19 protein-coding genes are annotated in these 22,168 nt (G+C 56.1%); 5 read left to right on the top strand and 14 right to left on the bottom strand.

Going from position 1 to position 22,168, the window contains the following annotated elements; all coding sequences use genetic code 11:
* Positions 1–18 precede the first annotated feature (18 nt).
* From ACPYOI_RS03700 to ACPYOI_RS03730, 7 genes are all read right to left on the bottom strand, one after another.
* Positions 19–1,434, bottom strand: a complete 1,416-nt coding sequence (locus ACPYOI_RS03700; protein ID WP_481422549.1) for a hypothetical protein — start codon at positions 1,432–1,434, stop codon at positions 19–21.
* A 1-nt stretch (position 1,435) separates the two neighbouring features.
* Entirely contained in the window at positions 1,436–2,581 is a 1,146-nt protein-coding gene (locus ACPYOI_RS03705) for a glycosyltransferase (RefSeq protein WP_481417332.1), read from the bottom strand.
* A gap of 346 nt (positions 2,582–2,927) precedes the next feature.
* The gene (locus tag ACPYOI_RS03710; RefSeq protein ID WP_481422550.1) at positions 2,928–3,152 is read right to left on the bottom strand and encodes a KTSC domain-containing protein; all 225 of its coding nucleotides are present in this window, start codon (positions 3,150–3,152) and stop codon (positions 2,928–2,930) included.
* 134 nt (positions 3,153–3,286) lie between these two features.
* Complete coding sequence (locus ACPYOI_RS03715) at positions 3,287–4,123, bottom strand: glycoside hydrolase family 16 protein (RefSeq protein ID WP_481417330.1); 837 nt, start codon at positions 4,121–4,123, stop codon at positions 3,287–3,289.
* A 39-nt stretch (positions 4,124–4,162) separates the two neighbouring features.
* Positions 4,163–5,287 (bottom strand): glycosyltransferase family 4 protein, encoded by a 1,125-nt coding sequence (locus ACPYOI_RS03720; protein ID WP_168829705.1) that lies wholly within the window; start codon positions 5,285–5,287, stop codon positions 4,163–4,165.
* Between the two features lie 242 nt (positions 5,288–5,529).
* Complete coding sequence (locus ACPYOI_RS03725; RefSeq protein WP_481417329.1) at positions 5,530–7,836, bottom strand: polysaccharide biosynthesis tyrosine autokinase; 2,307 nt, start codon at positions 7,834–7,836, stop codon at positions 5,530–5,532.
* Positions 7,837–7,845: 9 nt separating this feature from the next.
* The gene (locus ACPYOI_RS03730) at positions 7,846–8,943 is read right to left on the bottom strand and encodes a glycosyltransferase family 4 protein (protein ID WP_481422551.1); all 1,098 of its coding nucleotides are present in this window, start codon (positions 8,941–8,943) and stop codon (positions 7,846–7,848) included.
* Between the two features lie 358 nt (positions 8,944–9,301).
* On the opposite strand from ACPYOI_RS03730, the gene ACPYOI_RS03735 reads away from it, so the two are divergent.
* Positions 9,302–10,177, top strand: a complete 876-nt coding sequence (locus tag ACPYOI_RS03735; RefSeq protein ID WP_481417327.1) for a glycosyltransferase family 2 protein — start codon at positions 9,302–9,304, stop codon at positions 10,175–10,177.
* Here ACPYOI_RS03735 and ACPYOI_RS03740 read toward each other — a convergent pair whose 3' ends face one another.
* From ACPYOI_RS03740 to ACPYOI_RS03755, 4 genes are all read right to left on the bottom strand, one after another.
* Entirely contained in the window at positions 10,178–10,474 is a 297-nt protein-coding gene (locus ACPYOI_RS03740; RefSeq protein ID WP_481422552.1) for a hypothetical protein, read from the bottom strand.
* A 98-nt stretch (positions 10,475–10,572) separates the two neighbouring features.
* Positions 10,573–11,622 carry a hypothetical protein gene (locus tag ACPYOI_RS03745; protein ID WP_481417325.1) on the bottom strand — a complete coding sequence of 350 codons (1,050 nt, stop codon included), beginning with the start codon at positions 11,620–11,622 and terminating at the stop codon, positions 10,573–10,575.
* A 94-nt stretch (positions 11,623–11,716) separates the two neighbouring features.
* On the bottom strand, positions 11,717–12,676 hold the full coding sequence (locus ACPYOI_RS03750) for an NAD-dependent epimerase/dehydratase family protein (protein ID WP_481417324.1): 960 nt from the start codon (positions 12,674–12,676) through the stop codon (positions 11,717–11,719).
* A 489-nt stretch (positions 12,677–13,165) separates the two neighbouring features.
* Complete coding sequence (locus tag ACPYOI_RS03755; RefSeq protein WP_481417323.1) at positions 13,166–13,366, bottom strand: hypothetical protein; 201 nt, start codon at positions 13,364–13,366, stop codon at positions 13,166–13,168.
* A gap of 563 nt (positions 13,367–13,929) precedes the next feature.
* Here ACPYOI_RS03755 and ACPYOI_RS03760 point away from each other — a divergent pair.
* The 4 genes from ACPYOI_RS03760 to ACPYOI_RS03775 all read left to right on the top strand — a co-directional run bounded on the left by ACPYOI_RS03760 (position 13,930) and on the right by ACPYOI_RS03775 (position 18,359).
* Positions 13,930–14,997, top strand: a complete 1,068-nt coding sequence (locus ACPYOI_RS03760) for an NAD-dependent epimerase/dehydratase family protein (RefSeq protein WP_481417322.1) — start codon at positions 13,930–13,932, stop codon at positions 14,995–14,997.
* Positions 14,998–15,021: 24 nt separating this feature from the next.
* Positions 15,022–15,798: a glucose-1-phosphate cytidylyltransferase gene (rfbF, locus tag ACPYOI_RS03765; protein ID WP_481417335.1), complete on the top strand. Its 777-nt coding sequence runs from the start codon at positions 15,022–15,024 to the stop codon at positions 15,796–15,798.
* Positions 15,799–15,829: 31 nt separating this feature from the next.
* On the top strand, positions 15,830–17,176 hold the full coding sequence (locus ACPYOI_RS03770) for an NAD(P)H-dependent oxidoreductase (RefSeq protein WP_481417321.1): 1,347 nt from the start codon (positions 15,830–15,832) through the stop codon (positions 17,174–17,176).
* A 115-nt stretch (positions 17,177–17,291) separates the two neighbouring features.
* The gene (locus tag ACPYOI_RS03775; protein WP_481422555.1) at positions 17,292–18,359 is read left to right on the top strand and encodes a glycosyltransferase family 2 protein; all 1,068 of its coding nucleotides are present in this window, start codon (positions 17,292–17,294) and stop codon (positions 18,357–18,359) included.
* On the opposite strand, the gene ACPYOI_RS03780 is transcribed toward ACPYOI_RS03775, so the two are convergent.
* The 3 genes from ACPYOI_RS03780 to ACPYOI_RS03790 form a co-directional block, all read right to left on the bottom strand.
* A complete protein-coding gene (locus ACPYOI_RS03780) occupies positions 18,304–19,383 on the bottom strand; it encodes a glycosyltransferase family 4 protein (protein WP_481417319.1) in 1,080 nt (359 codons plus the stop codon). The two genes, ACPYOI_RS03775 and ACPYOI_RS03780, sit on opposite strands and share 56 nt — an antisense overlap.
* 200 nt (positions 19,384–19,583) lie before the next feature.
* Positions 19,584–21,116, bottom strand: a complete 1,533-nt coding sequence (locus ACPYOI_RS03785; RefSeq protein ID WP_481417318.1) for a putative bifunctional diguanylate cyclase/phosphodiesterase — start codon at positions 21,114–21,116, stop codon at positions 19,584–19,586.
* Positions 21,117–21,484: 368 nt separating this feature from the next.
* Positions 21,485–22,168, bottom strand: a 684-nt coding sequence (locus tag ACPYOI_RS03790) for an oligosaccharide flippase family protein (RefSeq protein WP_481422553.1), incomplete at its 5' end; no start/stop codon positions are given.

The following is a 22,168-nucleotide window of genomic DNA, read 5'->3' on the forward strand; positions in this document are numbered from 1 at the left end:
GGGTTTGCTGGATAAATCTTATCCGGCAAGGCGAGGATATTTTCGTACAGGATCTGCCACTTTGGCGGATCCGGCGAGTGCCATTGCGAAAAGCCAAGCGTTGAAGGTTCCGAAGTCCGGCGTGGTAGCACCCAATACCGAAGTCGCAAACGGTGCGATGAAGGCCCATCGCGCGCCATGCAGCACCGCCGCCCCCTCATCGTCGTCGGGCGGCAAGGGGTGGAGAAGTGTCAGCATGACGAAGCCATAGTACAGCATGCCGCCAAACAGGCCGACATTGCTCAACATCGATACGACGGAATTAGAAGCACGTGTGCCCCCTAGGCCGACCCCAAGCCCATAGCTGCTTAGAAACGCCTGCCAGGACGTCGCCGTCCACATGCTCCGTTCTTCGAACGAACTCGTGGTGTTCTTCTGAAGGATCGTCTCGTCGAGCATGGTAAGGAGTGGCGTCCATATTGCCGTGTCCACGACGGTGACGATCGCCACGATCACCAGAATGGCCGTCACGACCAGCAACTCGGCTGTCATGCCGCGACGCAACCGCGATCCTCTGACGATCACTGTTCCGCGCCAAAGCCATTCCATTCCTGCAGCCACGAAGAACACAAACAGACCGACATAGGAGGCCGATGAGGTTGATAGCCAGATAAACACCAAAAGAAGCACGAGGGTAGCCTGTACCCATCCGCTGCGGACGTATGACTGAGGCATGGCGCGCCGGAAAAAGTAGATCGCCGAAAGGAAGGTCAGCGTCATGCCGCCGAAGGCGGATGCTTCGGGCATCAACCCGACGACTCGCTTGCTGCCCAGGATCTCGGCATCGGTCAGAAGCGAATATGTCGCCGTCCGGAAGGGTTCAAGCAGCGGACCGATTGGCGCGTACTGGCTGGCAAAATCGAGGGCGCCGGCGACAACCATGATAGCGCCCCCGATACAGAGCGCCCGAAGAGCATGTTGGCGGGCTGCGCGCTCGCGCAGGACGAAGGTGAAGGCACAAACCGTCAGAACTGAAATCGTCATATAGACCAGTTGCGATATGTTCTGGCTGGTGGGCTCCAAAAAGGCGGCTGTGGAAATCAGATCGACTTTCAGCGGAATGACTTCCACCTGCCGTGCGAACAGCCGGGGCATGAACATCGTCGTCACCAATGCAACGAGCCAGAACAAGAGGAGAACGGTCAAGCGCTGTGGCTTCACCACGATCGATGCCATGAAATCGATCGCCTTGTACGACAGAAATACGCGCGCAATCAGCAGCAGTCCTGCCATGGGCGCGGGCGTGAGGGTCATGCCCGCCGAAAGTGCGGGCGGAACAACCGCGAACGCGCCGAAGGGTAGGGAGATAAAAAGAAGATAAATGATCGCAACCGGGCCGATTGCGATGCAGGTCACGGCTCCGAGCCAGAATATAGCGATCGGAAGACTGTCCAATTCAGTTTAAGCTCTTGGGGTTCGCCGGGACCGGAAATTTCGCGATAACCGCACCGACGCTATCGTCGCGCAACTTGAACCTTTTGACGGGCGCCAGTTCGGAGCGATCCATGGCATTGTTCACGAACATCGTAAGTTCCTGCCGGAACCGCGCGGTATTGAACGACTGCGCGTGACGTTGGATCTCCTCCGGCTCGAACAGGTGCTGGTTTGCCTCGAAGGAAACAATCGCTTCGCAGAGCGAACTGCTTGTTTGCTCGGCGAAGAACCAGCCGGTCTTGCCTTCGATAACCGTTTCGAGAGCTCCACCGCGGGCGTAGGCAATCACCGGTCGGCCGCTCGCCATCGCCTCCAATGGTACAATGCCGAAATCCTCTATGCCCGGGTAGAGCAGCGCCTTGCAGTGCGACAGGTGATATTCCATCGTCGCGTCGTCCACCTTCTCGTGAAAGGTGACGCTGGGGCCGGCTTTCGCTTTCAACTGTTTGGTTGCTCCGGAACCGAGCACGATCAGCTTGCGGCCCAGTTTTGTGCAGGCTTCAACCGCGAGCTCCACTTTTTTGTACGGGGTAATCTGGCCCGCGCACAGATAGTAGTCATCGACCTCGCGGGCGATGCAGAAGCGCTCGACGCTGACCGGAGGGTGGATGACCGATGCATCGCGGCGGTAGAATTTCCGGATGCGCTGCGCGACAAAGGCCGAATTGGCAACGAAATGATCCACTCGCGTCGCGCTCGCCAGGTCCCATTGGCGTAGCATGGGAAACGTCATTTGCATGACGAACCGGGACACTCTTCCTGCATTGTTCTGATACTGCTGGGAGCAATCCCAAAGGTATCTCATCGGCGAATGGCAATAACAAATATGCACGGCATCCGGCCGCGTGACGATGGATTTTGCCGGACCTGCCTCGCTTGAAATGACAAGATCGTAGCCGGTCAGATCGAAGGCCTCGAGGGCGAAGGGCATGAGCGGCAGCATTTTTTGATAATGCTTTGCGCCGCCGATCTTTTGCAGGAATGAAGTTTTTATCGGGTGACGCAGAATTGTCGGCGAGATCGCTTTCCTGTCTATGACAAGTGTGAAAATGTCGGCGTCGGGGAAAAGCCTACACATTTCTTCAAGGACTTTTTCACCGCCGCGCATTCCTACTAGCCAATAGTGAACTAGCGCAACTTTCATCTTCCCCCCGAATCCACGCTACCCGTGACGACCGACGAACCAAAGATTTGTCAGTTTAACGTCTCACAAACAAAGTCTATTAACAAGTACTTTACAAAGCTTAAATTGAATTATTTTCTGCTTTACGTTGCTTTGTTACATTTACGACCGAATGGCTGCTTTGCGTCGTACATGGCAAGAAAGTAACTCATCTAGCGAGATGGCTCGGATATAAATCCGTAATACTTGTAATTATTCCAGAATACACAAGCCATGCACGCGCGATTTGCTTCAAAAGCACGGGAATTGGCTCATCAACGAATCCGCCAAGTTAAAGACTTCGATATTTTCCGCGGATCTCGTTGGAGTAAAAATGACCGGGAGACCTGGCCGCGGCCAATTTTTTCACGACGCTCGCTGGAACGTCCTGATATTCACGCCTTTGTCCGTTGGACATGAATATTCGCAGCCTTTGGGTTTTCTCGTCATATGCGATGGCATCGATGAGTTTCGAGTTGAGGGTTGTTTCCATCTTGCCCTGCAGAGTTCTCTCCATTAACGACAAGGATAATTCCCGCCGGTTCAATAGCAAGAGGAGATGTTTTAAAAAGAAACTTTTGGCGAATAATATATCCTATCGGCGTACGCCGATATTATTCGACTATAGCGCTAAATACTAGCCTTCATTCTTCAACTTGGCGGGCAAAGTGATCTTTCAGACTCAGACTTGAACTTGTAAGCATGAATATAATCGATCGCCATGACAGACGGGTTCGGCGTCTGATCAATTGGCCAGCCTGAACCGAGCGCCAAGTTCGCCATCAACAGCAACGGCATCTTGTGAGTCTCGGGGGTCTTCACCTTCCAGATCTCCCCTCGATCGAAATAGTAGGTAATATTTTCCGGATCGACCTGGACACCATAGGTGTGAAACTCCTTGGTCAGGCTCTCCGGTTCAACTTTGGTGTGGTGCAACTCGTGATCGCTGCGCACGGGATTTTTGTGCCAGATATGGTAGGCGGATTGGAAGGAGGCGGGATCATGACCGTAGTACTCGATCACATCCACTTCCAAGCTCGGCTCCTGACGATCGCGCGGCTCGCTGGTGCCCAGCCAAAAGGCGGGCCAAACGCCGGGACCCGATGGAAGCTTCGTGCGGATCTCGAAGTATCCATATTGTAGCGCGAAGCCCTTAGTATTGGGGTCTGCCGAAGCCAGGAGCCCGGACCGCCATTTCCCGGTATCGTCCTTGCGGGCAGTGATATAGGCGATACCGTCTTTGAGCGTGAACGGAAAATTCTCCCCCGGATCGGTAAACTGAGCGTCACCGAAGTCCCCGTTCCATGGCGTATGCGCGATCCAGCGTTTGTCCCCGATGTCCCATGCGGCGATACTCAGGTCGTTGAAGTCCTCCATGAATGCCGGCTCCAGCGGACAAAGGTCGAGATGCCCAGCTTCGGCCGACGCGGCAGGTTTGGCGGCAACGATGGATACGGACGCCAGAAACACAAAACTCCCGAAACGCATGTCAGATACTCCCGTTAACTGAAGCGATATGATGGATCGTTAGCTCGCGATCTGAAGCAAATCCTTGGTTAGATCGACGTGGCGACGAATGTAGGAGCCACAGCCGAGCTCAGCCGATGAGGCACGTCTCTGGGCAGCGAGCGCGAGCTCTTCCATCAGTTTTGGCTGTCTTCCGACGCGTGTAACGGCGGATGCTATGGCTGCGGGATCGGACGGCGGGAGATAAACGACCGCGTCGTCGTCGAAATAGGCCCGCAGGCCGCCGGTGTCGGTTGCGATGATCGGCAAACCCATCAGGGCCGCCTCCTGCAGAACAGTGATCCCGCTCGCATGCTTGTTCGGTTTCAACGGAACAAGCATCAGCGTCGCCTCTTCGAAAAGGCGCTGTAGTTCCAGGTTGTCGGCGACCTCGAGGATCCTCACGTTTCGCGTGCCCGGGGAAATCTGCGGACGGGCAGTCGAGGAGACGATCGTCAGTTCCACATCGGATCGGCCGGCAAGTGCGCGAACCGCGACATCCCAATCACGATGCCGGTCGTTACCCAGGCTTAACACACGAATTGGGTGGGCCGGCCTGATCTCGATCGGCATTCGCTTTTCGTTCGGTATCCCGAAAAGCACGACTTCCACGCGCGTGTTGGGAAACAATTCCCGCGCTATCTTTGCGTTTTCAGGAGAATGCACCGTCAGGAGGTCGATCTCACGGATCAGCCACCGGTAAAGCATGCGATGCGGACGCGGAAGCCTCCTCCACCGGTCAAGTAGCCAGACGGCCTGGCCGATGATCTTTGGCCGCTTTTCCGATGGGGGCCTCGTGAATTTCAGCAAGGCCGAAACTGCCAGAAACTGGGACTCGGTATGTGTCCACACAACGTCCGCAGCAAGCATAGCCTTGGCGTTACGCCTGGCATGAATCAGGTCGAAGCCAAGGATTACCCGCAGCGCCAGGCGAAAAGCTTTACTGGCAAAACCCTCTGCCGCCGCGCTCGAGAAGCGGACGTCGCATCCCATGAGGTTTGCCCGGGCATAGCCGTACGGAGAGGGGTCGTTGATCCCGACAAGCGTCTTGTCCTTCCAGCGCCGGTTCCACTCGTGGGCATCGTGTCCTGCAGCCAGGTGTACAAATACGTTAATTCGCTGCTTCTTGGACGCAAGACTTTTCATGGCCACCGCGCTCCTGTTGCTAGCGAGAGAAAAGGCGTTACGCAGGCACACGGCGAGACTCACCTCGCCGTCGTCCAATGAGCCAACGGCAAAGGTGAGCCCCATCCCTCCCCCCGGAAACAAACTAGGCGTCAAAGCACCGGATCCCCTTCCGCATGCATCAACGAAGTCTAAATATTCAGGCGACTGCAAACTACAATACACTTTGATAAAGTCAATGCATACTGTTCCCTATTATCAGATCAGCTTCTGTAATAATTGTTATATCTTGAGTAATAGTATTCCGACGATCCATAAGCGCGATAGAGTTTAAGCCGCTTTGTATCAACCTTATTGAGAACGGCACCAACACATTTGCCGGTAATCTCTGTTTCCGTAAGAAGCGCGCTCTTCACCATGCGCCTTGATGTCCGTCCCCATTCGACAACCAAGACAAAGCTGCTGATACGCGAAGCGATCGCCCGGGCATCGACGACCGGCCCAAGGGGCGGCAGATCGATCACGACATACTCGTACTGTTTGGTCAGTTTGTTGAGCAATGCTGTCATTGCCGGCGACGCTAGCAAGTCGGCCGAATTGGGGATCCGCCGCTTGATGACCGAAGGCAAAAAGGCAAGTCCTGTCTTGGGGTCGGTCAAAAGCGCTCTTTCGATTGGGACGTTGTCCATGACGACGTCCACCAGACCGACTTCCGCTTCGCTGCCGAGAAGCCGGGTCGAGCCGGGGTTGCGCAAATCCGCATCGATCAAGACAACCTTTGTGCCTTGCGAAGCCAGCAGCGACGCGAAATTTATGGCAACGGTTGATTTTCCTTCACCCGGCAGCGCTGATATGAACCCTACGACCTTGCGGATGTCGTTCATGGCAGCAAGATCGATGGCGATTTTTGAACTTCTGAGCGTTTCGGCAAACATCGACATCGGGTTGCTCGTGGCATATTCCGTGATCGAGTTCAGCGATTGGATTTCACGTACCGAGTCTTCGCGGTCCCTCTGGTCGTCAGAGATGGTTCGCGTGACCTTACGCGATGGAATAATGGGCGCCGAGCCGAGATATTCGACGCCCAGTTCCTCACGCACCTGTTCCGCCGTCCTGAAGAAGCGGTCGCGAACTTCGCGGATGGCCCCTACTCCCGTTCCGAAAATGGCCCCTAGGAAGCCGGCGAGCGCGACAATCAGCGACTTTTGCGGATGGCTCGGCGCCGTCGGAACTTCGGCCCGCTCGATGATGCGCGCCTCCGTTGCGGGGAAGGATTGTTCCTGGACAGATTCGTGATACCGCTGCAGGAATGTCTCGTGCAGTTTGCGGTAGGCATCGGCCTGCCGCTCGAGCTCGCGCAGCTGGACCTGGTTCTTGTTTGCTTCCGTGGCAACGTTTTCGGCTTGAGTGACGCTGTTTGACAATTCGCGCTCGCGCGCTTCCGCGACACCCAGTTCGCTCTCATAGCTTTCGGCAATTCGGCCAAGCTCCGTAAACATCAGCCGTTGATACTCAGCCATCTCCTGACGCAGCCGCACTGCCTGGTAGTGGTCTTCCCCAAAGCGGCTGACAATGTCTGCTTCCAGTTTCGAGGCGAGTAGGTATTTTGCTCTGAGATCGTTCGAGATCGGACTTTGCAGGACCTCGGAGACAATCCCCTCGCTATTTCCCTTCGCCAGGATAGCCCTGATGCGCTCGAGGCGAGCTCGCGCCTGGGCGGTGTCGGAACGGGCGACGATCAATGCGCTGTTCAACTCAGACAGCTGCTGGTCGCTGACCAACTTTCCATCCGACGTCACGAGCCCCTTCTTCTCCCGGAACATCTGCACTGCAAGGTCGGAGTCGGTTGCCAGCTTGCCGAGATCCGCGATGCGTTCCTGCAGCCAATCGCTCGTTCGTCTTGTCGCTTCGAATTTCGAGTTGAGTTTGTCGACCATATAGACGTCGGCAAAGGTGCTCGCCACTTTAGCCGCCATTTCGGGTGAAGGCGATGTGTAGTAAAGGGAGAGAACGTAAGAGCGGCCAACGCGCGCAACCGACATGTTCTGTTCTACGATGCCTACGGCCCGGCGACGCCGGTTTTCTATAGACTCTTCTGTCGCTGGAGCAGGATCGAGAATGTGGATCGCCCGGCCAAGCGATACGATCGAGCCAATCGCAGCCCGTGCCAAACTCTCTTTCTGCTGCGCAAGAAATGCCGGATCCTCGGCGAGATCGAGCTTGTCGACGACGGCGTAGGCGATCGCCTTCGATTTTAGGAGTTCGACCTCACTGATGACTGAACTGTCATCTTCGAGCGAGGTGCCGATTGTTGTCAGCTGGCCGACGAGATTGCCCTCCTGCCTGTCGATAAGGACACTCGTGGAGGCGGTAAAGAGCGGCTCTGCCCGCTTAACATAAAAGATGCTGCCGGCCACAAACAACACCGTGAAAATCGCGGCAACGCGCCATTGGCGCCGCACGACGGCAAAGAAGCGCTCGATGTGCGCGTTGTCGTTACTGTCGAGCTCACGCGGCGCAAGCTTTTCGAGGCGCTGTGACAGGATCGATTTGCGGAGGCTCTCGTTCAACCGTGACTCCTAATCTCTACGTTCATCGACAAGAAGGTCCAGAAGCGCCTTGGCGGACGCGTCCCAGGAAAACAGCGCTGCCCGGCGAAATCCCTTTTGCCGAAGCTCCTCAGCCAAAACTGGACTGCCCAGCAACTGCGTAATCTGGGCTACCCACTCCCCAGGCACGTGCGGATCCGCACTCAGCGCAGCATTGCCGCAGACCTCCGGAAGCGCGCCACAGGGGGCGATGATCGCGGCACAGCCAAGCGCCATTGCCTCAAGGGGCATCAGCCCAAATCCTTCCGTCAGCGACGGGCAGGCAAAGGCTGTGGCATTTTTCAGCAAACCCGCCAATTCCCGGTCCGTCACCTTGCCGAGAAAGCGGACATTTGCGGGAATGCGATAACCGCGCCCGGTGAAGTCGGCAGCGCTTGCCGAGCCGAACAAGACGAGAGTGTGCCCGGCGAGCCGCTCGTCCTCAAAGGCCCTGAGAAGGAGACCGATATTCTTGTGCGGCTGGGTATTGGCAAGAGAAACCGTGAAATTGTCTTCCTGGAGCCCGAACTTCTCAAGCACAAACGGATCTGCTTCGAGTGACAGGACATGGTCACAACCGTTCGGAATGCAATTGATCTTGCCGCGCGGGGCAATTTTCAAGGCGACGAGTTCATTGAGTGAAAATTGCGAGACCGTCAAAACACGCCGGTGCAAACGGCCCATGATCGGCTGCGCCACCTTGTACCATAAGCGGAACAATGCGCCATAGGATCCCGGGGCGGTGTAGACTTGAGCATCATGCACCATGGTAAAGGCATCGCGCTTGAGAAGCGGCGCGGCGTTGCAAAGGCTGACAAGCGTGCCGCCTCTGGATGCCTTCAGCAGCTCGATCTGCTCCCAGTACTGGCCGCTTCGTGATCCGACCTCGCGCACGGAAATAAATCGAAAGTCGGGCGCAGCTCTAATACCCGGCGGATGGAGCAACTCAACAGAGAAGTTCGGGCATCCGCCTGCGCTGTATTGTGCCAAAATACGATCCAGCGCCTTGACTAGCTCGACGGCAGTCCGCTGTACACCAGAGAACTGCGCGCCCAGGAACCTACCATTGATATAGATCGGCCGTGTCATGCTGTAACAATCCGTGGCAGCGTCTTTGAGGTGTTTTGGTCAGTAAGGCAAAACAATCGGCAGCTCGTCTTTAGCATTTCATGCAAGCAAGCTCACCCCTAACGCTTGGTGCCGGAGTTTACCTAAGAACTCTCACAAAGGTAGTATTCCGCCATACTTTACCGTCAGCCGCGGCTATTAAGTCTAGATAATCATCATCTACAGAATATGTCCAATTATATTTATTCGAATTATCATCTGACTAATTTATCTAGACTTTTTTATCTTTTGCATTATCAATAAATACAGAAATGCCGACTGCGGCGAGCGATGTCGGAGTGAGTGGAATGTTTTCTGTAGATCTCACTGAGGGGAAGGCATGCGAATTGCCGTAGGTTTTGCCTCATCCAACCGCCGTCATATCTTGACCAAGACAGTTCTCGGGTTGTCGCGTCAAACGCGCCTTCCGGATCAAATTTTGATCAGCCCCGGAAAGCCGGAGGATGTCGATGAAGTGGCGCTGCGTTCATCGGAAATTCCGATTAGCGTGCTGAGCGGCCCGCCTGGCTTGCCCGCACAAAGAAACACAATCATCGAAGCATGCGATGCCGATATCGTGATTTTCTTCGATGACGATTTTTTACCGGCACCCGACTTTGTCGCACAAACGGCGCAGCTATTCGCCAAGGTACCTGGAATTGCCGTGGCAACCGGCACAGTGATCGCCGACGGTATCCTCGGCCCCGGTTGGGACTATGCCGAGGGCGAGGAAATACTCGAGAAGGCACCCACAGCCATCACAAACGAATTTGTCGACGTCCATAATGCATACGGATGCAATATGATCATCCGTATGGAGCCGGTCAGAACGAATTCTCTGCGCTTCGATGAAAATCTCCCCCTGTACGCCTGGTGGGAAGATGTCGATTTCTCACGTCAGCTGGCGCCGTTCGGGCGGATCGTCCGTGCCTCTGCTCTAAGGGGAGTACATCTCGGCTTCAAGCGCTCTGGCCGCACGCCGGGACGCAGGCTGGGCTACTCCCAAGTCGCAAATCGCGTTTATCTGGTTCGCAAGGGGACTGTATCCTCGCGCCACGCCTGGGCCGGGATCCTGCGCAATCTGCTGGCCAACCTTGCACACGTCTTCAGGCCCGAGCCCTGGGTCGACCGGCGTGGCCGCCTTGCCGGAAATATCCGCGCGCTCTGTGATCTCGTCAAAGGCGATATTAAGCCAAGCAAGATCCTGGAGCTCTAGCTAGTCAGGCCCCAGCCTTGAAGCCGAAGTGGCACTCTCTGCCGTTGCGGCAGAAAGATCGGCAACCGTGATCCAGACCCTGCCGTCGAAGGCGACTCCACCCTTCTCAACCTTTCGGCTCGCAATCTGCTCTATGACGTCGAGATGTTCGAGACAGTCGTCGCCCCGGCTTTCGGCGGGAATCAAATGCGCGTCGCCCCATACGCAAACCACGTAACGCGTTCGTCCGTCGCCCATGATGATCAGAGTGTGATCGCCATATTGCGTTATCTTGCCGGGCAAAGTCGAAAGCTGCATTCTAGCCTCCTCAAGCCAAGGGCAGCGTATTTCCGGCGGGATGCGAGATGATCGCTGCCGCTTGAAGGCACGCCCCTGTCCCAGTCTGTTCAGCGCGGTCAAAGCACCGGTGCGTACACGAAGCTTACGACCGACGTCGGATGGGGCGTTGCTTTCCACTGCTTACGCGATCGCACGAGACCATCCCAAGCAGCTTGCCCATGCTGGCGGTAATCATCGGGCCCCATCACGAACTTGCCCCGCCCTTCCCCATGTTCGAACGCTCGCGAGATCATAAGTTTCAACAGGTGCGATGAGGCGGTCGGATGTGCCCCTTCGGCTGCCGATTCCAGGTAGTAGCTGTTACGGCCAAATTCGATGCCGAGATAACGCGCGATCGGCAGCGATTTGTTCGCAAGGCAAACCGAAAACGTATACCTGGCGGTAGCCAACGTACGAAACGCGGAACGGAGCAGCAGACCAGCAAGAGAGGCTCTCACGCCCTTGCGGCAGAAAAGCCGATAGCGCAGGAGTTGAAGAGGAAAAAGGTCGACAAAGACGCCAGCACTCCTCTGCTCGTGAACCACGAGCTGGTCGTAAGTCGCCGCCGCCTTTTTGACATTCCGCCGCGCGTTTGTACTGACGGACTTGTAGTAATCCTCGAATGTCGGCCATTGGGAAAAGTCGATTGCCTGCACATCGACACTCCGGGCGTTCAGATTGCCGACGCCGGCAAGCCCGCGAATTTCCTCGGCGCGGCATGGCGCCAGCGTCCACTCGGATCCATACTGATAACGCCCAGGTCCCAGGTACTGCAATAATGCCTGCATGCATTCCGGCCAGAAGCTCTCAAACGCAGGCAGCAGCTGAATGGTGTCGGCAAATATGATGTGGCTTCGACCTTTTCCGACAGCACATTGGCCTATCTTGATTGGGTGCCGACCGACCTGCAGCATGAGTTCGAAGCGTTCAAGTCTGGAAAGGACATGATGCTCAAGCTGCCAAAGACTGGTTGCGGTGAAGCTGCATCGGAACGAGGCGTCGCAGGCCTTGGCAAAATCATCCCAAGCATCACCAGACGCCGCGAATTTTCGCGCGCATACCCTGACCGGTTCGCCCGATGTCTCCGAACCTTCGAAAGCAGCGGCAGAAATCTGATACTCGAACAACTACGCCCCCTACTACGCCCCAATTAGCTGCGCCTGCACTTCTCCCGAATTCTTGCCACCGGCTCTGCACCTTAAGCGAGAGGTCCCCACTCGCTCAGACGAAAGTGCCCCCTGTTTCCTTCTCCCAGCGAGCCAGAACGGGATCGAGGGACTTTGGAAAATTGAAACTGTTCCCCTCAAGCCACTTGGGATAGATATTCGTTGACCGAACAAGCTTCGTTACTCGGTCGGGATGAATCCCAACGTTGGCCACGCTTACCGGCCTGAGCATTGCTGCAACGACCGTGACGACGCCGCCGGGCAGCAGAAACTCACGCGTCTTCGGAAAGTAATTGCGAATAAGCGTCCCTACGATGTCTTCGAGGGTGTATCTATTTGGATACGCCGCGTTAAACAGGACGTAGCGTTCCGGCCGCCGATGCGCGAACGCGATCGCCTCCAGAAGATCTTCCACGTAAATGCACGCTTTGACCGTATCCTTGCGGCCCGGATAGACAAAAAATCCCTTCCGCAAGAGTTTCGCGAGACGCGTGAAGTTGCCGTCTTCTCCGGGCCCGAACACCACCGCCGGCCGAACGACGGTCAGCTTCCTGGCCTCATTGCGATGAAGCCAGTCTTCATGGACATGTTCAGCAAGGAGCTTGGAATAGCCGTAGGCGGAAACCGGGGCCGGAATGCTGTCTTCTGTTTTGATATCCTCGCTCGGGCCGTAGACCGAGATTGAACTGGTGAACACGATCTCGTCGACGCCGCAGTGCTCCGCAAGTTTTGTAACCTGCAGTGCGCCATTGATGTTGGTGTCATAGTACTCGTGGGTGGGATGCCCGGGCGTCGTGTGAACGGCCGCCAAATTGTAAAAGCGGTTAATCGGGCCCTCGAGCGCGAGATTGGACAGGTCGCGCACGTCAGCAAGCCTGTAGTCTACTCCGTCGAAGACGTGGCGCGGCGGCCTCTTATCGACCGAAATAACATGATCGCCGGCCGCCACGAGATGGCGGATGAGGTGTGTTCCGATAAATCCCGATCCACCGAAAACAACATGCCTTTGCTGCATCACCTACCTCGATCCCGTTTATCTTCAGGATTCATGCGAGTAATGCCCCGCATAAAGACCAACCGTACTAATCTCGAGCGAGACGCCTGGCGGCTAATTAATTGTTAATACAATACCGGTTGAAATGAAAGTAGTATAGATGATTTTTGGTTAAGTAGGCTAAAGTTCAGGATTTGGTTCCTAAATTTTTTTATCTACAAGACTTCATAACAAGATCTGAAATCACCTTCCTTGAAACAAACACACCGAAGTTCTTTGAAGTTCTTTTAAGTTGTTCTATTATCGTTGAAATAGATAAAACACGCAGATCAACGGCTTAAAACTCGCCCGACGGCCTTGGATACCGCGTTTACTTTTACATACGTAAAGACGTGAGATACTCGAAGAACCCGGCCGAGTGAGTGCCGAGTACATCGAACTAAACAACTCGCTAATTAAGTCTGGGGGGTTAGGGCGATGGCATTTACACGGCGGCGGCCGGCCTGCCTCTCAGACGTCGTCATGGAAGTCGGGATAGACATCCGGCCGGAATATGGCCACGATCGCGATGGCAAGGAGAATTGGTGTCGCCAAGATCCGCAGTGCGCGTCCCGACCGGCTGCGCAATGACTCCATCAGCGGATGCCGCCGCGGGACATTCTCTTCACTGGCGTGATGGTGCGCGGCCGATTGATGTTTGGCAGAGGACACTCTCGAACTCCTGATTGGAGTTGCAAGAGTATGGGGCCGGGCCTCCACCGCAAGCGCTGCCGGAAGACGTGGTTAGCAGGATCTTGCCATTCCACGACTGACTGTAAAATCTCACATCTATATTACTCACCGTTTCTAAAAAAACGGGCAACGTCTCAGTTATACAACAATTGACGATATAATCTCCAACAGCACTGACCGTCATGATTTTCACAAATTTCATGTACATAGGATCAGGTTACATACCACTTTCACTGTAGTAAAAAGTTACTACGGGCTCCCGTTGACTAAAATAATGCTGTATGTACTACTATTACAAAGTCTACCCATTACCCAATTTTTATTTGAAGATGGAAAATGGGGTTGGCTATATCTTTTCGACTGACATTGCAGTGCGTTGGGAGTCGTTGCGTCATGACTGCTATAGTCGCCTTCATCGAACAGTTTTCTCACTTGAATGACGTAGCGTGTACTAATGGTCTTCCCCCGCAAACACCGGGGAGCGGCGGCACGTCGATGGATGCTTGCATTTTCACACTTGAGGGCTCGGGAGTTCGGTAACGATGAGAATACTGATCATTGGCAATATGGGTTACGTTGGGCCGGTCGTCGCAAAGTACCTGCGCACGGCGCGTCCTGATGCCGTCATTCACGGGTTTGACAATGCGTACTTCGCCCACTGCCTAACCGGCGTGACGGTGCTTCCCGAACGAAGCCTTGACGAGCAGTTTTATGGTGACGTCCGAGCGATCAGCAAGGACATGCTGAAAGGGTATGATACCGTTATTCAGCTCGCCGCCATTTCAAACGATCCGATGGGAAACCAGTTCGAGGCTGTGACCAAGGAAATCAATCAGGATTCCGCGGTTATGGTGGCCAGATATGCGGCAGAGGTTGGCGTGAAGAACTTCGTGTTCGCGTCCTCGTGCAGTGTCTATGGCATCGCGCAAGGCGGGCCGCGCAAGGAGACCGACGAGCTCAATCCGATTACCGCCTATGCCAAGTCGAAGATCGGTACGGAAAAAGAGCTGGAAAATCTCCGGACGGATATGGTCATCACGTGCCTGAGGTTCGCCACGGCGTGTGGCATGTCAGACCGGCTGCGTCTGGACCTCGTGCTCAATGATTACGTCGCCTGCGCTCTGACTCGCGGCGAGATCACCGTTCTTTCGGACGGTACGCCTTGGCGGCCGATGATCGATGTTGCCGACATGGCGCGCGCCATGGAATGGGCGATCGACCGAGTGGCAGAAAACGGCGGACGTTATCTCGCGGTGAATGCCGGCTCGAACCGAAGCAACTATCAAGTCAAGGATTTGGCAGAGGCAGTCGCCGCGGCCGTTCCTGGAACAAGGATTTCAATCAATCACAAAGCACCGGTTGATAGCCGCTCGTACCAGGCTGATTTCAGCCTGTACGAGCAGCTCGCGCCATCGCACCAGCCTGTGGTCGATCTAAATCAGTCCGTACAAAATCTCATCGCCGGGCTGACACGCATGAACTTCCAGGACGGTGACTTCCGAAGCTCCAATCTGATCCGTCTCGTTGTTCTGCAAGGGCATATCGCCAGCGAACGTCTCAACCGTGACCTGGAGTGGCAGAACGTCGAGACCGTGAGAGCGGCTCAATAAGTGGCGTAGAGGGGTGGGGTTATGGTGAAGGTCGCAATGCTGGCCGGCGGGTTCGGCACGAGGCTCAGTGAAGAAACATCCATCCGGCCGAAGCCAATGGCGGAAATCGGCGGCAAGCCGATCCTATGGCACATCATGAAGATCTATAGCTACTATGGCTACAATGACTTCGTCGTGCTTGGCGGCTACAAGGTCGACTACATCCGGGATTATTTCCTGAGGTATTACGCCAGCATCACTGATTTCACGATCGACCTCGCAACAGGCAGCGTCGAATGGCTTGAGGCGAAAGCGGAGAAGTGGAAGGTCACGGTCATTGACACCGGGATCGAAACCCTGACGGCCGGCCGCATAAAGCGGGCCCGAAAGTATCTCGGCGAAGACACTTTCATGCTGACCTATGGGGACGGCGTGTCGGACGTCAACATCCACGATCTTTTCGCCTTCCATAAACAGCAGGGCAAGTGGTGCACCTTGACGGCGGTGTCGCAGCCGGGCCGCTACGGCGTGCTTCGTCTATCCGAGCATGGAACACATGTTGAGGCGTTCCGGGAAAAGGGCGCCACGGATGGCGGTATGATCAACGGTGGCTTCTTCGTCTGTGAACCAGAAGTCTTCGAGGTTATCGATGGCGATCATCAGATGTGGGAGGACGATCCAATGTCTCGCATGATCAAGGCAGGCCAGCTCGCGAGCTTCCGCCACACTGGCTACTGGGCAAGCATGGATACCCTCCGGGACAAAATGGCCTTGGAGGCGAAATGGCAAAGCGGAGCGCCATGGAAGGTATGGCGCGACTAGGTCAGAAATTGCAGGCTGGGGATCAAGTGTCATGATTATCGTTGATAACGCTCTAAAAAGACGTGAGGCCGAAAACCGTCCGGTCCTTGTGGGCATGGTCGGCGCGGGTGTCCAGGGAAAGGCGATTACCCGGACAATCGTGAATTCCACGCCAGGCATGCGCATGGCGGCGATTTCAAATCGCACGATAGAACATGCTGAGGAAGCCTTCACCGATCTTGGCATCGAGCCGGTCCGGTGCGAGACGCAAGCTGAGCTCGACGCGGCGATTGCCGCCGGGACGCCAGCCATCACGACCAATGCCGACTTCATAGCCAACGCGGCGGGCCTTGATGCCTTCGTTGAGGCGACCGGTTCGATGGAATTTGCCGCAAGGGCGGTCATTGCCGCAATCAACGGCGGCAAACACATCGTACAAGTCAATGCTGAACTCGACGGAACGATCGGCCCGATCCTCAAGAAAAAAGCGGACGAGCGGGGTGTCGTCTACACGGCGGCTGATGGTGATCAGCCCGGTGCGCAGATGAACCTTGTTCGATATGTCGAAGGGATCGGCTTGAAAGCTGTGCTGTGCGGAAACATCAAGGGGCTTTACGATCCGTACCGGACGCCTGCGACGCAGGCCGGATTTGCCGCTAAATGGGGACTGAAGGCCGCCATGGTGACGTCGTTCGCCGACGGCACCAAGATTTCCTTCGAACAGGCGGTGATTGCCAACGGAACCGGCATGAAGGTCGCCAAGCGCGGCATGATCGGGCCGGATTTTTCCGGCGGCGATCCCTATAAACCACTCGTGCCGCTGGAAGAAACGATTTCGGGTTTCAGTGAGTACCTCGACCAGATAGGCGACGGACCGGGCTACGTCGATTACGTCATGGGCGCGCGCCCCGGGCCCGGGGTCTTTGTGCTGGCTAAACAGACCGATGGCGATCAAAAGCAGGCGCACTTCCTCAATTACTACAAGATGGGCCCAGGCCCCTACTACTGCTTCTACGCGCCCTATCATCTCTGCCATTTCGAGGTGCCGGGGTCGATCGCCCGCGCTGTGCTCTTCGAGGATCCGACTTTAGCACCGAAAGCAGGCCCGAGTGTTGGAATAGTCGCGCTGGCCAAGAAGGATCTTACGCCCGGCGACCTCATTGACGAATTCGGCGGTTACGCGGCCTACGGCATGTTGGAAAACATCGAAACGGTCCGCTCCGAAGGGCTCATTCCGATTGGCCTGGCAGTTGGATGTACGGTGAATAAGTTTATTCCGAAGGATCAGCCCTTGACCTTCGCCGACATCGACAGACCCGAAGGACGTCTGATCGATCAGCTCTATGCGGAGCAGGACGCAGTGTTCTTCCCGCTGCCGGTCATGCAGGCGGCAGAGTGAAGTGAACGGAGGGCCTGTCGCCGATCGTTCGACGAGCCCTCGTTTGTGAAGTGTATACGGGTGAAAGGTGAGGAGCAATATGAGCGCGACGACTGCACCTCTGACGCCGGCGAACATGCCACTCGTGGCAATCGTTACCCCGGTTTACAATGGCGGCAAATATCTCGCCAGAGCAATGGCGAGCGTTCAGGCGCAGACCTACCCGAACATCGTCCATGTCGTTCTCAACAATGCCAGCACCGACGATTCCGCAAAGGTCATCGAAAGTTTCAAGGGTCAGCGCATTCCCGTGTTGGAATTTACTAACGAGCACGTGCTGCCGCTGCCGGAAAATTGGAACAAGGCCTTTTCGCATGTACCTGCCGACGCGGTCTATGCGAAGCTTCTGTGTGCCGATGACCTTGTGCGGGCGGATTGCATCGAGCGATTTGTCGACGTCGCGCAGTCCGATCCAGAAATAGAGGTGGTCCTGTGTCAGGATGTCTTCGCCGACCTCGTGAGACGGGCGCGCATGCCGCAGGGCACACTTGTGCACGACGGCAGGGAAATCGTTCAAGGAATGATGCGTGGCAGAACTGCCTGGCTCGCCTATCACCATTTTTTCATACGCATGCATGATGACCTGCGCGGAAATCTCATTGACGACTACTGGTCACCCGATCCGCATGTTGTGGTGCGCTGTGCCTTGCGCGGCAAGTTTGCCTACATTCCCGAGCCGCTGGTCTACAACCGGGCTCACGACGAGAGCGTCACCGGCAAGGAGCTTAAGAAGAAGGGCATAAAACGTGAACTGGTCCACATGCATGTGCTACACCACTACGGGCGCGCAGCATTTGACGATGATAAGGGCTATCGCCAATCCCTGCAAAACTGGCTCGGCCAGATGTGCCGGCTCACGGTCCGCTGGCGGCTGACAGGGCAAAGGGAACGGGCTGACGAGATGTTGGCCACGCTGGCTCAACATGGCTATCGCTTTACATTCATCGACTATGTCAAGAATCTTGCGTGGTGGCCGGTCAACAGTGTGATCTGGCGCATGATCGAAATGCCCACAGGTCCTCACATCGACGAACCGACGTTCATGGCCATGGCAAAGGATCAGCCAGGCACTGCGGAAATCATTCCCATCAAGCATCCTGACGCAAAATATCCAGATAGTCCCTTGCAGCCGAAAGCCATCTGAAACGCTCCGCTGCCACTCGACCGGCGGCGGACAGGCGGGCCTGCTCCGCCTCATCGTTCCAAAGCGCAATGATCTTGTCGGCCCAGTCGGCCGCTGAAAACGGGTCCGCATAAAGGGCGCCGTCGCGGCAATTTTCCGGCATGGCGCCCGCCTTGGCGCAGATCGTCGGACAGCCGAGCTGCATGGCTTCCAATGGCGGCAAGCCAAACCCCTCCGTCGTCGATGGAAACAAGAACATCCGCGCCCGCGCCATCAGCGAGACAAGTTCGACGTCGGAGATCCTGCCCAGGAATTTGACATTCGGAGGGACGGGGATGCCATGGGCATCATAATCTTCCCGCTTGGAGGATCCGAAGAGCACCAAGGGAAAGTCGGATGGCCCCTTGGAAAACGCCTCCAGCAGGGTCTTCACGTTCTTATGGGCGTAGATGTAGCTGTTTGCGAGCGCATAGCCCTTATCAGCCAAGCCATACTTGCCGAGAACGCCCGGATCGGCGGTAAAGCGCAGCACGTGGTCAACGCCGTTGGGCACCACATGGATATCGCTCCTGCGGGTGACATTGAAGTCCTGGATCTCCCGTTTGGCGTAGTTCGACACTGTGATGATCGTCTTATACCGACGCGAGACGACTGTGGTGATCAGATTGTAGAGCACGAAGCTCTTCAGGCTGTGTGATTTGCTGGTCGATCGGAACTGGGCGTCATGCACCACCACGCAGCCGTTGCTTTTGATGAGCGGCGCCGTGCCGGTAAAGTTCAGGCAGTAAGTGCCCTTGGCATACCAGGGAAGGGTGAACTGTTCCCAGAACGGACCTTTGAAGCGCCCCGTTTCGACAATCTTGATGTTGCGATAGCTTGCCTGCGATGCGGTACCCTTAGGGCCGACAAGCTCTATGGTGATATCCTGGTATTCCGGGCGTTCCAACAGCTGATCGAAACCCGTTGTTATTTCCCGCCCGACGCGGGGCATGCCTTCCAGCGCCGCCAGCAGGAACTTGCCATTGATCAGGATTTTCTTACGCATTTTACTCGTGTTCACAGTTGCTGTGAAAAACAATACTTTAAAAGCTTATACAAACACGATGGAAAAGCAACGCGACCAAAGGTATAGCTACCACTTTATTCTCACCCGATCTCAGTCTCCGCATCTCTTCGAAGGGGGCCGCCTGCGAGCGTACCTCGTCGCCCAGGTCGCGTGGTGACAATCCGGCTTTCTCTTGTGGGCTATCCTTGAGCCGCGATCGGCTCCGCCTGGGGCAACGGCTCGGGCTTGCCGAACAGGTAGCCCTGGAAGCGCGTCGAACCAGCGCCCCGCGCCAAGAGCTTGTGCTCGGATGACTCGATCCCTTCAGCGACCACTTCGAAACCGAGCATCTCACCGAGCCTGCCTATCCCGGAAACAAAAACCTGGGCGATCGCATCGTCGCCGAGCTTCTGAACATAGCTCTTGTCGATCTTGATGATGTCGAAAGGCAGTTCGCGCATCAAGGCGAAGCCGCTGTTGCCGGTTCCGAAATCGTCCAGCGAGAGCCGGAATCCCATTTCCTTCAACTGGCATACGGTGTTGATGACCGTCGGGGTCGCGTTCAGTGCCACCGTCTCCGTAATTTCGAGCACGAAGTTCTCAGCGCTGCAGCCGGTTTCTCGCAGAACCTCGCGCAGCATTGGCACGAGCTGATCGTGCATGAGCTGCGCCCCGGAGACATTAACGGCGATCGACTTGAAACCACTTCGAGCGTAGTCTTTGCAAACCCGCCGGAATACCCATTCGCCGAGACTGTCGATGAGGCCGGATTGCTCCGCAATGGGGATGAACTCGCTAGGCGGAATTACCACGCGGCGTACCGGATCGTGCCAGCGCACCAGCGCTTCGGCGCTAACAATGCTATTTTCGTGATCGACAATCGGTTGATAGTAAACGGCAAGATGGTTGAGGAGAATGGCGGCGCGCAGTTCCCGAGCCACCAGCCGCTCCCTGATCTGCGTGCGCTGCATATCTGAATCGAAGAAGGCAAACTGATTGCGGCCGTTGCGTTTGGCCTGATAGAGCGCGATATCGGCGCATGTCAGAAGGGCGTCGGCGAGGCCAGCATGAAGGGGCGCCTGCGCAAGGCCGATCGAGACGCCATCATAGCCGTTCTTCTCATTTTCCTTGCGCAACAATTCCGCTAGTTTTTGCATGAAATTCGTCGTGTCGCCAAGGATATGACGATAATCCGTGTCCTCGATGATGATCGCGAACTCGTCGCCACCAAGACGGCCAACGGTCCAATTCGTCCTTGCTGCCGCCACCTGAACGACCGTTTTGAGCACCTGATCGCCGGCCGCATGACCAAAGGTGTCGTTGATCTTCTTGAAATGATCAACATCGATCAGCATCAACGTGAATTCGCCCGGCGCCTGGCCGGCCATCTGTTGGCTGCGGATTCGTTTTAGCTTCTCTTCAAGAAGCTCCATGAAGCGATAGCGGGAGTAAGCATTCGTCAGGCTGTCTCTTTCGACCAGATGGGCACGCGCCTCGTCGCGCGCCTCGACCTGCCGGCGTGTCCAACCAAGTCGATGGGCGCCGGCGAGAGTGGCAAGCAATGCGATGACCAGGCCCCATGTCTCGACGCGCCACGCGATGGCAATGGCGTTGAGAACTGATCCGGGAAAAATGCCTGCGAGCAGCTGAACCGAGACCGAAACTGCCAAAGCCGCCGCAGCGATCAGATGAAGCGCCCGAATCTTTGCAATCTGGATGCGAAACTGGTGCATGGTGGAAGATCACCGTGAAGAGGATCGCGCGTGGACCGGCCTTTGCGCGAGGGTCGTTTAGCGGCAAAACCTTGCTTAGCGGTAAACGGAGTCGCGAGCGGTTGTTGGGCTCCGGCGCTGCGGCATAAAATTCGCGCCATAATGCGTGCGGTGTTTTGCCGCACGGTTGTATTGGAGCCCTGGAGGGAGCTCGCCGCACTGCAAGAGTGTAGGTTTCGGCGAGCTCCTGCCGACCACCGACGGCTCCCAGGGCCATATCGCTTCGGCTAGCATCCGCTAGAAGAGAACTGTCGCCATACACGGCCATGCCGCCATCCGGTTACGGCTTTGCCTCGCAGTGGCAGCCAGCAAAATGGCAGCCCATTCTTTCATGTTTCAACGCCCGCCACGGGCAGCTTGCCGTTGAAGCCGAGGATCCCAGCAGCCGACTTCAGGTCAGATAATGCCAAGCGAAAATCAAAAAGCAGCAGACTCACGAGGTACACCGGCAGGGAAAGAGCGCCCGCACCGATCAGGCGAAGCAAGCTTGCCTCAGGGCCCGCAAGCACCGCAAAAGCAGCACCGCAAGCGACACTTGCAAGAAGGGGGGATGCGATCACCCGCAAGAGCGGTAGCCGCGGGACTCCGACGATCGGCGCGATGAAAACGATCGTCCCCACAAAGTAAAGGACGTTGGTGGCGGCCAGACCAACCGAGAGGCCGAAGATACCGAACGGCCAAGCGAGCAGAACCACGAGGATCCGAAAGACCATCGTAACCCCCAGGCCCGTAACGACGAGCCCTCCGCGATTCCGGGCGAAAAGAACCGCTGTTTGGAAGGCGCCGAGGTTTCCGAATGGGGTAGCAAGCACCATGATCATAATGGAAGGTATCGCTTCCAGCCACTCGCGGCCGAACAGTATCGGCACGAGCGCCGGCATGGCCAGCGCGAGGACCGTCGAGGCTGGAAACACAATCAGCGAAAAGATCCTGTGCGAGTGAATGTAGTGCGCGCTGACTTCAGCCTTCGATCGGTTGATGGCAATGTAGTAAAGGTTCGCCCAGAGCGGGTT

The sequence above is a fragment of the Rhizobium sp. SVR5-2C genome (genome assembly GCF_056755115.1).

Coding starts and splice junctions, on each gene's coding strand:
- ACPYOI_RS03705 (WP_481417332.1), bottom strand. CDS start 2,581: ATGCGCGGCGGTGAAAAAGTCCTTGAAGAAATGTGTAGGCTTTTCCCC.
- ACPYOI_RS03710 (WP_481422550.1), bottom strand. CDS start 3,152: ATGGAGAGAACTCTGCAGGGCAAGATGGAAACAACCCTCAACTCGAAA.
- ACPYOI_RS03740 (WP_481422552.1), bottom strand. CDS start 10,474: ATGCAGCTTTCGACTTTGCCCGGCAAGATAACGCAATATGGCGATCAC.
- ACPYOI_RS03770 (WP_481417321.1), top strand. CDS start 15,830: ATGATTATCGTTGATAACGCTCTAAAAAGACGTGAGGCCGAAAACCGT.
- ACPYOI_RS03730 (WP_481422551.1), bottom strand. CDS start 8,943: ATGACACGGCCGATCTATATCAATGGTAGGTTCCTGGGCGCGCAGTTC.
- ACPYOI_RS03760 (WP_481417322.1), top strand. CDS start 13,930: ATGAGAATACTGATCATTGGCAATATGGGTTACGTTGGGCCGGTCGTC.
- ACPYOI_RS03750 (WP_481417324.1), bottom strand. CDS start 12,676: ATGCAGCAAAGGCATGTTGTTTTCGGTGGATCGGGATTTATCGGAACA.
- ACPYOI_RS03780 (WP_481417319.1), bottom strand. CDS start 19,383: ATGCGTAAGAAAATCCTGATCAATGGCAAGTTCCTGCTGGCGGCGCTG.
- ACPYOI_RS03720 (WP_168829705.1), bottom strand. CDS start 5,287: ATGAAAAGTCTTGCGTCCAAGAAGCAGCGAATTAACGTATTTGTACAC.
- ACPYOI_RS03775 (WP_481422555.1), top strand. CDS start 17,292: ATGCCACTCGTGGCAATCGTTACCCCGGTTTACAATGGCGGCAAATAT.
- ACPYOI_RS03715 (WP_481417330.1), bottom strand. CDS start 4,123: ATGCGTTTCGGGAGTTTTGTGTTTCTGGCGTCCGTATCCATCGTTGCC.
- ACPYOI_RS03785 (WP_481417318.1), bottom strand. CDS start 21,116: ATGCACCAGTTTCGCATCCAGATTGCAAAGATTCGGGCGCTTCATCTG.
- ACPYOI_RS03735 (WP_481417327.1), top strand. CDS start 9,302: ATGCGAATTGCCGTAGGTTTTGCCTCATCCAACCGCCGTCATATCTTG.